Source organism: Hymenobacter norwichensis DSM 15439 (assembly GCF_000420705.1).
GTDB classification, from domain to species: Bacteria; Bacteroidota; Bacteroidia; order Cytophagales; family Hymenobacteraceae; genus Hymenobacter; species Hymenobacter norwichensis.
In genome coordinates, this window is sequence record NZ_ATVL01000009.1 from 83,034 (window position 1) to 95,815 (window position 12,782).

6 protein-coding genes are annotated in these 12,782 nt (G+C 58.7%); 3 read left to right on the plus strand and 3 right to left on the minus strand.

From position 1 onward, the window contains the following. Positions 1-39 precede the first annotated feature (39 nt). Positions 40-1,596 carry a glycoside hydrolase gene (locus tag G536_RS0115390; RefSeq protein WP_022824500.1) on the plus strand — a complete coding sequence of 519 codons (1,557 nt, stop codon included), beginning with the start codon at positions 40-42 and terminating at the stop codon, positions 1,594-1,596. 79 nt (positions 1,597-1,675) lie between these two features. On the opposite strand, the gene G536_RS0115395 is transcribed toward G536_RS0115390, so the two are convergent. The 3 genes from G536_RS0115395 to G536_RS0115405 all read right to left on the minus strand — a co-directional run bounded on the left by G536_RS0115395 (position 1,676) and on the right by G536_RS0115405 (position 7,596). Then, positions 1,676-2,560, minus strand: a complete 885-nt coding sequence (locus G536_RS0115395) for an EamA family transporter (protein WP_022824501.1) — start codon at positions 2,558-2,560, stop codon at positions 1,676-1,678. A gap of 163 nt (positions 2,561-2,723) precedes the next feature. Beyond that, the gene (locus G536_RS0115400) at positions 2,724-2,972 is read right to left on the minus strand and encodes a hypothetical protein (protein WP_022824502.1); all 249 of its coding nucleotides are present in this window, start codon (positions 2,970-2,972) and stop codon (positions 2,724-2,726) included. Positions 2,973-3,369: 397 nt separating this feature from the next. Next, positions 3,370-7,596, minus strand: a complete 4,227-nt coding sequence (locus G536_RS0115405; protein WP_022824503.1) for a hybrid sensor histidine kinase/response regulator transcription factor — start codon at positions 7,594-7,596, stop codon at positions 3,370-3,372. Between the two features lie 445 nt (positions 7,597-8,041). Here G536_RS0115405 and G536_RS28190 point away from each other — a divergent pair, with 445 nt between their 5' ends. Together G536_RS28190 and G536_RS0115415 are read left to right on the plus strand one after the other, a co-directional pair. Continuing rightward, positions 8,042-11,062, plus strand: a complete 3,021-nt coding sequence (locus tag G536_RS28190) for a SusC/RagA family TonB-linked outer membrane protein (RefSeq protein ID WP_169515112.1) — start codon at positions 8,042-8,044, stop codon at positions 11,060-11,062. Between the two features lie 21 nt (positions 11,063-11,083). After that, positions 11,084-12,763: a RagB/SusD family nutrient uptake outer membrane protein gene (locus G536_RS0115415; protein ID WP_022824505.1), complete on the plus strand. Its 1,680-nt coding sequence runs from the start codon at positions 11,084-11,086 to the stop codon at positions 12,761-12,763. Positions 12,764-12,782: the final 19 nt, after the last annotated feature.

The following is a 12,782-nucleotide window of genomic DNA, read 5'->3' on the forward strand; positions in this document are numbered from 1 at the left end:
TTGGCGGGGTAGCTGGGCCGCCTTTTTTAACGTTTTCCGATGTCTTTCCCTTCTAAGCTAAAAGCCGCAACGCCGCTGGCCGTCCTTGTGTTAAGCCTCGCCTCCGGGGCAGCTTATAGCCAGGTGCCGGCCGTGGTTACGGTGCGCATCGACGCCAAGAAAACCTACCAGACCATTGCCAACTTCGGTGCGTCGGATGCGTGGTCGTGTCAGTTTGTGGGCAACTGGCCCGCGGCTAAAAAGGACGCCATTGCCGATTTGCTGTTCAGCCAAGAAAGCGGCCCCAACGGCCAGCCGAAAGGTATTGGCCTCTCGCAGTGGCGATTCAACATCGGGGCCGGTAGCGCCGAGCAGGGCGAGGCCAGCGGCATCAAGGACGAGTGGCGTCGCGCCGAATCGTTTCTGAAGCCCGATGGGAGCTACGACTGGAGCCATCAGGCCGGGCAGCAATGGTTTCTGAAGGCGGCTCAACAGCGAGGTGTCAAGCAGTTTCTGGGGTTCCTGAACAGTCCGCCCGTGCAGCTCACCGTCAATGGCAAAGCCTACGCCACCAAGGCCGAAACCAATATTGCGCCCACCAACTATGCGGCGCTGGGCACCTACATGGCTAAGGTGGTAGCGGGCGTGAAGCAAACCACCGGTATCACCTTCGATTACGTGAGCCCCATCAACGAGCCGCAGTGGGACTGGAGCGACGGTGGGCAGGAGGGAAGCCCGTTTCGCAACGAGGAAATGGCGGGCGTAGTGAAAGCCCTAAGCTCTGCCCTGGTGGCGGAACGGCTGCCGTCCAAAATCCTAATTACCGAAGCCGGCAAGCTCGACTACCTGCTGACCATGGGCGACAAGCCCAACCGGGGCAACCAACTGGCCGCTTTCTTCGGCGACAAAACCGCGCCCACCTACCTGGGCAATACGCCGCAGGTGGCGCCCGTACTGGCCGGGCACAGCTACTTCACTACCTCGCCCGCGCCACAGGCGGTGGCTGTGCGCCGGCAGCTAGCCGCCCGCGTAGCGGCCGTGAACAAGCTTACCTTCTGGCAGTCGGAATACTGCATCCTGGGCGACAATGCCGGCGAAATCAACGGCAATCCCCGCGACCTTAGCATCACGCCAGCTCTGTATCTGGCCCGCGTGATTCACGCCGACTTAGCCGTGGCCAACGCGGCGGCCTGGCAGTGGTGGCTGGCGGTGTCGCCCTACAACTATAAGGACGGCCTGATTTATATCGACAAGAACAAAACCGACGGCACCTTCCAAGCCAGTAAAATGCTGTGGGCACTGGGCAACTACAGCCGCTACATCCGGCCCGGTGCCGTGCGGGTAGCCGCCGCCCTAGCTGATTCGGCCAGCGCCAGCCAATTGTTGGTTTCTGCGTACCGGAGCCCGAACAACAAGCAGCTTATCACGGTGGTAGTAAACGATGCAGCCATGCCCGCCGACCTGCGGCTGGAACTCAGTGGCCGCCGCCTGGGCGCCGGCCAGCCCTATACTACCTCGGCTACTACCGACCTACAACCCGGCGCACCCGTGCCCGCTGGCCAGGTGCTACACCTAGCGCCGCGCAGCATCACAACAGTGGTGAGCGAGTTGCGCTGAAAGTAGCATAGAAAGAACACTTTGTGGTGCCTGCTGTTGCAGTTGCTTTTTGCCGAAGCTGATTGTGGTAGCGGGCACTTCAGCTTTCAACTGCTTTGTTTTCCGTCGCGTGAGCACTTGGCGCGGCCGTAGTCAGCGTAGCGCCGGCGCTGGCTACCACTATGCACGCTACGGCTAGCCACTGGCCGAGCGTTAATTGCTCATTGAGTAATAGCCACCCCGATACAGCAGCTGCAACGGGCTCTAGGCTCATCAGAATACTGAAGGTGCGGGTAGGCATGGTTTTCAGGGCTTGCATTTCCAGCGAGAAAGGCAACACACTGGAAAACAGCGCCAACAGCGCAGCCAATAGCAGCAAGTGCGGCGTCAGAGCCAGAAAGCTTCCGCTGGCCAAACCAAAAGGCAACACCGGTAGCGTGGCAAACAGCATTCCGATGGCTACGGCTTGCTGGCCTGGTAGCACGGCGGCGGTGCGTTGGCCCAGTACAATATACACGGCCCAGCACCCGCCGGCCGCCAGCGCGAAACCTGCCCCCAGTAAGTCGAGGCCATTTCCGCCCCACGGCGCAATAAGGGCAATGCCCGCGCCGGCCAGTACCACCCAAATCAGGTCGAGCCAACGACGGGAACCCACCAGTGCGAGGCTCAATGGGCCAACAAACTCCAGGGTGACGGCCAGGCCCAGCGGTACCCGCACTAGCGCGCAATAGAACAGGAAGTTCATGAGGCCTAGTGCCAAGCCGTAGGGCACCACCGCGCGCCATTGGGTCGGCTGCAACTTGCTTAGCTGCGGGCGCACCACCACTGCCAGCACCAGCGCCGATAAACCAATGCGTAGGCTGGTAGTGCCGGCTGCGCCCAACACCGGAAATAGGCCTTTGGCAATGGCCGCACCGCCCTGCACGCTTACAATAGATAGCAAAACGGCCAGTAGCGGCGGCAGCGAAAAACGCGGAGTATTCATGAATGCAGACCGCACTCCATATGCTGCAACGAGCAACACCGGAAAAGGGGCAGCACGAAGGTAAGTGCTAACGTGAGGTTTGTGGGAGGCTGGCCCTCGATAAGCAAACTGCCCATCAGTACCTCACTTGGTTGAAAGCGGCGGGCCGCCAGTATCTACGTGCTTAGTAACACGCCAGCGCCAGCGGCTGAGCATAGGATTCCAGGCAAGCTTCAGAAGGAAAAGCCTGATACCGGGGTGGGTGCACGCACTCTTGCTCTAGCCACTGCTCACAATAAAACGAGCCTAAGTCGTAGAGTTCGATGCTGTAATTCTCGTGCCAGCGGTGCGCCCTAAACTTGCCATGCTCCTGCACGTAGCGGTCCTGCTGGCTGTCTGGCAAGGCCTGGAAATGAGTGTAATCAAGTACCATAAGAGCAAAAGGGTGTGCAAAGCAGCAGTCAGATACTTTGCTGTAGCATCTAGCTGGATACTCCACTTAGTGGATAGAAAACGGGCAATAGTGCAGCGTACGGCCATCAGCCATGCGCTGCAAAGCTAGACACTTAGTTGTATTTTATGATTAAGGTATGATTATGTTATATAAACTCTTTGATGAGTAATAGTTGCTGTCTGCCACGACTTTCCAGTGAAGTGTAGCGGCACCTCACTTTGCTCATCGCGCCGCCCGATTTTTTTCCTGCAAGCAGTAAAGGCAAGAAGCTCTGGCTATCAAGTCGGAGCTTCCTAGAATGTAGTGTGCGTGTACTGCCTTGCTTGTTTTTGGTAGGAAACAGGGCGTGTTGATTCTGCGCGCTGGTTGGATTGCCTTATTGAGCGGAAGCAGCCGCCTGGCGCTGCCGATGTTGCTTGGCGTATTCAGAAGGGGAGAGGGTGTAGATTTTCTGGAAAGCTTTGCGGAAGTACTTGGCATCCTCAATACCCACCTGAAATGCTACTTCCGATACCCGCAACTGCGTGTTGGCTAGCAACTGCGCCGCTCGTTTCATGCGCACATCCCGGATAAACTCCACTGCAGTTTGGCCCGTGATGCTTTTGATACGGCGGTAGAATACCGACTGGCTCATGGCCATTTCCTTTACCAGCACCTGTACACTGAATTCTGAGTCGTCGAGGTGACGTTCCACTACGCTCATGGCCGTTTCCAGGAACTGCCGGTCGGCGTCGGCCACCACTATTTCGGTAGGTTCCAGCAGAATCTGCCGCTGGTAGAACTCGTGCAGCTTGCGCCGGTTGCGTAGCAGCGCGGCCACTTTGGCAAGCAACAGCGTGGGGTTGAAGGGCTTGCTTACGTAATCGTCGGCGCCCATGTCCAGTCCTTCCAACTCGTAGGTTTCGGCGGTACGGGCCGTCAGGAGTAGCACCGGGATATGCGCCGTTTTGGGGTGCTGCCTGATTTTCTGACACAATTCCAACCCGTCGCTGCGCGGCATCATCACATCCGAAATGATGAGGTCGGGTAATTGAGCCAGGGTCTGTTCCCAGCCCAGCAGGCCGTCTTCGGCGGTTATTACCTCGTAGTCGGCCTCAAACAGCTGTTGCAGATATTGACGGACCTCGTCGTTGTCTTCCACTACCAACAAGCGCGGCGGACCGGCGGGCACTGCCGGCGCTTCGGGCAGGGCGAGCAAATCGGCCTCTAGTTGGTGCAGCGGCTGGTCGTCGGAAGCGGCGAGTAAGAAGGTATCGTCTTCCTCCTGGATGTCTTCGGGGCGCAGGTGTTTTTGTCCAAATGGCAGCCGCAACTCGAAGATGGTACCTATGCCCTGAGTGCTGGTCACCGTGAGCAAGCCACCGTGCCGCTCAGCAAACTGTTTGGCCAAAGACAACCCAATGCCCGTGCCCGTCATGCGCAGGGTGTTGGTATGCGAAGCCTGGTAATAGGGGTCAAAGATGTGCTCTAGCTCGCTGGCTTTAATACCAACTCCAGTGTCCGTAACGTTGATTCTCAAGTAATTGCCCGTGAGCCTGCCACTACTATATACTGCGTCGTGGCTTGGGCTGCCCACTACCGCAGCCAATAGCTCCACTCGGCCTTTGGTGCGGGTGTACTTGAAGGCGTTGGCCAGCAGGTTAGTGAGAATAATTTCCAGCTTGCTTCGGTCGAAGTACAACAGCATGGCGTCATCGGGTAATTCCAACCGGTAATCCACTTCCCGTTCTTGCGCTTTCAGCTGAAAGAAGGAGTAGATTTCGGTTAAGAAACGAGTGGCATTGCCATAGCTGGCCCGCAGTGGCACGTTGCCGGACTCCACCTTGCGAAAGTCCAGCAGTTGGTTCACCAAATCCAGCAGCTTGCGGGCTTGCTTGTGCATGAGCTGCACCCTGGTGCGCAGGTCGGCTACGGCCCCGCCACTGCGCACAATTTCCTCCATCGGCCCCAGAATGAGGGTAAGCGGGGTGCGCAACTCATGGCTGACGTTGGTGAAGAAGCCCAGCTTGAGGTCGGTCAGCTCTTTCTCTTTTTCGGCCTGAAACTGCTCTAGTACCAGCCGGTTTTTCAGCTGCTGCTGCGCCATTTCGAAGCGCCGGTATAACGCCACTGCGCCTACTGCCGCCAAAGCATACAGTAAATAAGCCCACCCGGTTTTCCACCAGGGCGCCCGCACATCAAACTGCATAGTAGCTGTCTTCTTCGACCAGACACCCTCCCCGTTGCTGGCTTTCACTTGTAGCGTGTAGTGCCCGGCGGGTAGGTTGCCGAAACTGGCCGTCCGCTGGCCGGGGGCCGGATATACCCACCCTTTGTTGTAGCCGAGCAGCCGATACGCGTACCGGTTTTTCTGCGGGTTGGCGTAATTCAACCCCACAAATTCCACCGCGAAGTCATTTTCAGAAGCTTTGATAACTACCGTTTGCGGCTTGGAAAGCGGCTGCGTCAGTACTACTCGACCGTTCAGTTCTTTTCCTACGGTTACGAGCTGATTGGCAATGCGCAGCCCCGTGATCTGCACCACCGGCGGAAGCGGGTTAGGCTGAATGGCATGCGGCTGGAAGTAACTGATGCCATTGATGCCGCCAAAATAGAGCGTGCCATCCTGCGCACGGGCGGCAGCCCCAATCTTAAAAGCGTTGCTCTGAAGCCCGTCCGTAACATCATAGCGCAGGTAATGGCGGGTGTTGGGCGTGAAACGGTAGAGGCCAGTACCCCCAATCCAGAGGTGGCCCTCATCATCGGCGAGCATACTTTCTACGTCGCTCTCCGGCAGCCATTTCCGGTAGCTTTGTATTACTTCCTGTCCCTGGGCGTTGGTTGTGAGCTTGTGCAGGCCGCCCCCAATCGTGCCAATCCAGAGCGTGCCTTGCCGGTCGAGCAGTAGCGGCCATACATAGTTGACACGCAGGCCATCCTTGGCGCTGGGCGTGTACTGAAACTGCTTGAGCAACTGCAACGAATTGGGGGTGACGCGCAGCTTGAGCAGGCCCGCGTCGGTGGTGCTAGCCCATAGTATGTCCTGCCGCTTGTCGTAGAGCAGGGTGGTGAAGTTGTTGGTAGGCAAACTGCTGCTGCCCGTTTGGTACGCCGCCAGGAACTTGCCTTCCGCGCTGAAATGCAGCAACCCGGCAGTAAACGTAGCCACCCATAAGGAGCCGTACCGGTCTTCTGCTATACTTTCCACGCTGGTGGAGCTTAAATCGGGGCCGTGTGGTAGCTTATCGTAGGTAGTGAGCTTGTCCCGTGGGCCATTGGGCGATAAACTCCGAAGGCCATAGCCCCGGGTGCCAAACCAGAGCGTGCCGTTACTGGTCTGGAAAATGGTAGCCACATCTACGCCGCGCGTGTGGCCGCCCTTTGTTTGGTTGAGGTAATTGCGGTAGGTTTTGCGGGCAAGATCATAGCCGGAAACGCCGTTGCGGGTTGCCAACCAGAGCATGTTGCGGCCTTCCTCTACATAGAGGGCGTTAACGTAGTTGTTGGAGCGTGTGGCCTGCCCCTGTAGCTGCCGCCGGAGCTGCCCAAACGGCTTCTGGCGCAGGTTCACCTTGTTCAGGCCGCCGGCCGAGGCGCACAGCCAAACCACCTGATTCCGGTCTTCGAAAATCTGGTGAATCCGTTCGGAATTGATGGTGAATGGCTCTCCATCTTTGGGCAGCAGCAGGGTAGGTGAGGTTGCCCGTAGGGGTGGGGCCGCGCCGGTTACGGTGCCGGCTTCCCATACGTACAGCCCGTAGATAGTGCCCACCCACAGCCGGCCAAACGAATCCATGAGCAACGATTGGAGCTGCGGATAGGACTGCGTCTGTGGGTGGGCGGCCAACTCGCGCACCGTGCGCCGGTTGGCGTTGCTCACCCAGAACACCTGGCTGTTGGTACCTATCCACAGGTCGTTGTGCAGGTCGAGGTGGAGGGCCCGGATGACCTCGGTTATGCCCGTAGGCTCCAGTGCCAGGTCTGGGTTTTCCGGGCGAATAACCCACAGGCCGTGGTTGTACGTGCCCACCCATATTTTACCTTCGGCATCCACTACCACGTGGCTGATCCGGTAGTTGTCCTGGGAGTGTTCTGTTGGAGCTGCATACTGGCGCAAGTCGGTTAGCTCACCTTGCTTATTGAAAGTCAGCCGGAAGAGCCCCTCCATATAGGTGCCCACCCACAGCCGGCCTTGCTTATCCGATGTGATGGAAGACACGGTAATTTGCGCCATACGCCGCATAAGCAGCCGGAATCGGGCCGGAACCTGGTCTTCATCGAAGTTCAGCAACTGGTCGGCGGTGGCATCGTAAAGGCTAAGGCCCGCCCGCTCAGTACCTACCCACAACCGCCCACCGGGGGCCACATGCAGCACCTTGATGCGGTTGGCCGAGATGCCATTGCGCCGATTAATGGGCAGCGAATACTGCTTGAGACTGTAGCCGTCGTAGCGGTCCAGCCCGTGGTTGGTGCCCACCCAAATAAAGCCCGCCTGGTCCTGCGCCACCGCCATAGCGTCGCTGTGCGAAAGGCCCTGGTCAACGGTCAGGTGCTCGAACCGAAACTCACTGGGGGCTACATTTTGCGTCCAACCAAAGTGGTTGCCTAAATGCAAAAGCAACAAAAGAGTGAGTAGACACTTAGTGAAGGGCTGAACTCGCACAGACGAGGGAGATTGTGGGGAATAAAGCTAAGCGGAATTACAGTAGGGTGGGGTGATAAACCGTAAAAAAGTTATTGAAAATCCGGTTTTTACACTGTTTGCGACGAATGTAATGGGCTGCCAAACATTCTGCTGCTACCACCGACAAACAAAGACTACCGAACAACTGAACAATCAATTTGTCCCCCCTTTTTGGTTGATCTGCCCCTGTTGCTTGGGGTGCTTAACCGCTACTTTTACCCTCGCTTAACTACATAAAAGAAAGCCGCTACTTGTCAATTGGCGTCTTGGCAAAGCCCGCTCAGCAGCACGGCCTGCGGGGCCAGTCCGGCGCAGTTAAGGTTGTCCGCTTTTCCTTCATTTCCCACCCATGCCCGGCGCAGGCCGGCATGCTAATGTTCCATCTATGGGAGTAAAACGTTTACTCTTCTACGGGGCTCTCACCTCGTTGCCTCTTACTGCCGCCCAGCTAGCTCACGCCCAAACGCCCACCGTGCCTGCGGATTCGGCTAGCTCTGTAGTGCCCGCCGATACGGCTACCTCCAAGCTGTTGCGGCCACTGGTAATTGATGAAAATCAAGAGCCGCTGCCCGGTGTCACCGTTTTCAACCGCCGCACCAGTGCTACTGTGGTTACCGACCGGGGCGGCATTGCCAAACTCACGGCCGAGCCCGGCGACCTGCTGGAGCTGCGCGCCTTTGGCAGCGTGGTGCGCGAGTACAGCGTAGCCGACGACCGTGACCCAGTGGTGATGCTTAGCACCAAGCACCCGGCGGTGGCCCGCCTCAAGCCGGTGCGCTTGCTGAACAGCCTGCAAACTCGCCCCGACCTGACAGCGGCCTCCACCCAAACGATTTACTACAACGACCTGCAAAAGCTGCCGGTTACCTCGTTTCAGAGTGCGTTACAAGGGCGCGTGGCCGGGTTGGCTACTTTCCAAGCCTCTGGCCAGCCCGGCGCCGATGGGGCAAGCGTATCGTTGCGCGGTAATGATGTTCCGCTGGTTATCATCGACGGGATTCCACGCCAGCTCACGGTGTTCGACCTAGAGGAAATCGAGTCGGTGACGGTGCTGAAGGATGCGCTGAGTACGGCCATGCTGGGCGTGAAGGCTTCGAACGGGGCCTTGGTAGTGACTACGCGCCGGGGTACACCGAGTGTGCCGCGCATCTCATTTACAGCGCAAAGTGCGCTGCAACAGCCGCTTAGTTTGCCTAAGGGCCTTGATGCTTATAACTACGCCCTGCTCAACAACGAAGCCCGCCGCAACGACGGCCAAGCCCCGGCCTATACCGATGCCGACCTGCAAGCCTATCAGGACGGTTCCGACCCCATCGGGCATCCCAATGTGAACTGGCGCGACCAGATCCTGAAAAAGTCGTCGCGGCTGGACCGCTATACCTTCAGCGCCACCGGCGGCAACGACTTCTCGCAGTACTTCGTGTCGCTGGAGCATCTCAATCAGTCGGGTTTGCTCAAGGAGAGCGACATCAACAAGTACAACACCACCAACTACTTCAAGTCGTACACGCTGCGCTCCAACGTGGAGCTACAACTCAATTCCAAGCTCTCGGGCGGGGTGGGGCTGCTTGGCCGGATTCTGAACGGCAACGAACCCGGCTTCGGCACCAGCTCCATCCTGAACACCATCTTCAATACCCCCGCCAACGCCTACCCGGTGTTCAACGACGACGGGCGGTACGGCGGCAACCAGCAGTACCAGAACAACTTGTGGGGCTTGGCTGTGGGTTCGGGCTACCAGCAGAACTACAAGCGCGACATGCTGGCCGACTTCCACCTCAAGCGCACTCTCGATGAAATAACGCCCGGCCTCTGGATTCGGGGTATCGGCTCGTACTACGCCACGCTGTCCGAGAACCTGTTCCGCACCAAGAGCTTTGCGGTGTTCCAGCCTACGGGCAGCACCTACCAGCAGTTTGGCGTGAACAGCGACCAAACCAATTCCTCGTCTATTGAGTATCAGGGCCGCACCGATTATGTGGAAGCTACTTTGGGCTACGACCATACGTTTGGGGCGCACGGCATCAGCGCCGTGGTGCTGGGCAACCGTAACAACTCGGTCAGCAACTCCGACCTGCCCTACACCATCACCGGGGTTTCGGGACGGGTGGCGTACAACTACCAGGAGAAATACGTGCTGGAAGGTGCCTTCGGCCTGAACGGCTCGAACCGCTACCCCGACGACGGCCGCACGCTCTACACGTTTCTGCCTGCCGTGGGCGCCGCCTGGAACCTGCACCGCGAGGAGTTCATGCAGAGCCAGCCGTGGTTATCGCAGCTGAAGCTGTTCGGTTCGTACGGCCTGACGGCCAACGACAACCCCGGCTACTTCCGCTACTTCCAAACCTACTTTGATTCGCCGAATGCCGTCATCGGTACCAGCGCCGGCAACAACACCTCTATTACCGAGCAGCCGCTGGCCAACCCTAACATCCGGCCCGAAAAAGCCCGCAAGCTGAACTTGGGCGTGCAGGGCGCGCTGTTCAACAGCCACCTAGGCTTCACGGTGGAGTACTACCGCGCCACGTACTATGACCTGCTCATGCAGCGCGGGCGCAATACCACCATCCTCGGCAATACCTACCCCACCGAGAATATTGGGCGTAACCTGTTCAGCGGCTGGGATTTCCAGCTGAACTACCAGAAAACCGCCGGCAACTTCAGCTACTATCTGGCCGCTAACCTGAGCTTGCAGGGCAGCGAGGTGCTGTACATGGACGAAGTAACCCGCGACTATCCGTGGATGCAGCGCACCGGGCAACGGGTAGGGCAGAGCTTTGGCTACATAGCCGAAGGGCTGTTCAAAACCCAGGAGGAAATCAACGGCAGCGCCACGCTGCAAGGCTACGTGCCCCAGCCCGGCGACATCAAGTACAAAGACCTGAACGGCGACGGAGTTATCAACCAACTCGATGAGGCCCCCATCGGCAGCACCAAGCCCCGGATACCGCTGGGCGCTACGCTGGGTGCCCGCTGGAAAGGATTTGACGCCTCAGTGCTGTTGCAAGGCCTCTTGAACCGCAACCGGTACCTGCAAGGCCCCAGCGAATATGCTTTCCTGAGCGGCGGCTTCGGCCAGGCCTTCGAGCAGCACCTAGACCGCTGGACCCCCGATAATTCCGGCGCCAGCTATCCGCGCCTGGGTATCGGCAACCAGGTCAACAACTACGCTACATCTTCTTACTGGATGCGCTCCGGCAATTACGCCCGCCTCAAGAACGTGGAAATCGGGTACACGGTGCCGCTGACGCTAACCAAGCGCTTCCGGGTACAAGGACTTCGCGTGTTTGCCAGCGGCACCAACCTGCTGACTTTCAGCTCCATCGACCGGATTGACCCGGAATCTTTCAACGGCGCTTACCCGCAGCAGCGTCTGTTCAACCTGGGGTTGAACCTGCAACTCTAAGCCCGCCCTTCTTTCTGAATCATGAAGCATAACCTACGCATCAGCGCGCTGGCCATTGGGCTGGCCTGGGCTACTACTGCCTGTGAGCGGGTGGAAACCGAGCCCCGCGATTATATCCGGGAAGATTTGGTGTGGGACGAGAAGGACCGCAACGCCACGCTGGCTATTTTCTTCCTCAACGACGTTTACAATTACATTCCTGGCGGCTTCAACCGCATTGGCAGCGGCAACGGCGACTTTCTGGATGCCGGCGCCGGCGACGCAGTACCCTCGCGCATCAACCGGCCGGTGGAGTTCTACACCAACGGCAGCGTCAGCTCCATCAACAACCCCGATCCGTACTGGGCCAACAGCTACGCCGGCGTACGGCGCGTCAACATCTTCCTCGCCAACATAGACAAGGTGCCCACCACGGCCATCAACCTGCAATATTGGAAAGCCGAAGTGCGCTTTATCCGGGCCATGCTGTGGTTTGAGTTGCTGAAGCGCTACGGCGGCGTGCCGCTGATTGGTGACCGAATTCTGACGGTGGACGACGACCTGGAGCTGCCGCGCAACACTTACGCCGAGGTGCTCGACTACATTGTGAGTGAGTGCGACGCCATCAAGGGTTTGCTGCGGGTGGAACCCATTGCCGACAGCGACTGGGGTCGGATTCCGCGCGGCGCAGCTATGGCGTTGAAAGCCAGAGTGCTATTGTATGCCGCTAGTCCGCTTTACAACGGCGGGGCCACCAATGGCTCACCGCTTAATGGGCTGCCCACCGCCGATGCTACCCGCTGGCAGAGCGTGGTGGCGGCCTGCGAGGAACTGCGCGCCCTCAACTACTACGCCCTTCAGAGTTCGTTCAACAACGTTTTCACCGTCAAGAAGAACACCGAAATCATTCTGGCCAAGCAGTCGGGCAACAGCACCAACATCGAGAGCCTGAACGCGCCCATTGGCTACGGCGCACCTACCGCCAGCCAGGGCCTCACCAGCCCCACCCAGAACCTAGTGGATGCCTTCCCGACCCTCACCGGCCGGTCCATCACTGAAACCGGAACCGACTACAACGCCGCCACGCCCTACGCCAACCGCGACCCGCGCCTGGCTTTGACGGTGTTTGCCAACGGCTCGCGCTGGCTGAACCGCAGCGTGGAAACCTTTGATGGGGGCCGCGACCGGCCGGCGGGCAGCGCCGTGCAAACCCGCACTGGCTACTACCTGCGCAAGTTCATGGCCGACTTCAGCAACAATACCACCTACACCAACCAGAGCCACAACTTCCCGCTTTTCCGGTACGCCGAAACGCTGCTCACCTACGCCGAGGCGCTGAATGAGGTGGGGCGCACTGAAAACGCGGTAACCCAGCTGATTGACCTGCGCCGCCGAGCCGGTATTACGGCGGGCACCAACAGCCGCTACGGCATCAAGGCGGGCATCACGCAGGCCGAGGCGCGGGAGCTGATTCGGAACGAGCGACGCATTGAGCTGGCGTTTGAAGAGCACCGCTTCTGGGACGTACGCCGCTGGAAGATTGGCGAAACCGCTCTGAATGGGCCGCTTTTCGGGGTGCAAATCGTGCGCAACGGTACCGCCCTGACCTACAACCGCCAGCAGGTGAGCACCATGACGTTCCGGTCGAACCTGTACTACATGCCCATCCCGTACGACGAAACCACCAAAAACCGCAACCTCACCCAAAACCCCGGCTGGTAGGAGTGCTAGCACTTCTGCC

Coding starts and splice junctions, on each gene's coding strand:
- G536_RS0115400 (WP_022824502.1), bottom strand. CDS start 2,972: ATGGTACTTGATTACACTCATTTCCAGGCCTTGCCAGACAGCCAGCAG.
- G536_RS0115415 (WP_022824505.1), top strand. CDS start 11,084: ATGAAGCATAACCTACGCATCAGCGCGCTGGCCATTGGGCTGGCCTGG.
- G536_RS0115395 (WP_022824501.1), bottom strand. CDS start 2,560: ATGAATACTCCGCGTTTTTCGCTGCCGCCGCTACTGGCCGTTTTGCTA.
- G536_RS28190 (WP_169515112.1), top strand. CDS start 8,042: ATGGGAGTAAAACGTTTACTCTTCTACGGGGCTCTCACCTCGTTGCCT.
- G536_RS0115390 (WP_022824500.1), top strand. CDS start 40: ATGTCTTTCCCTTCTAAGCTAAAAGCCGCAACGCCGCTGGCCGTCCTT.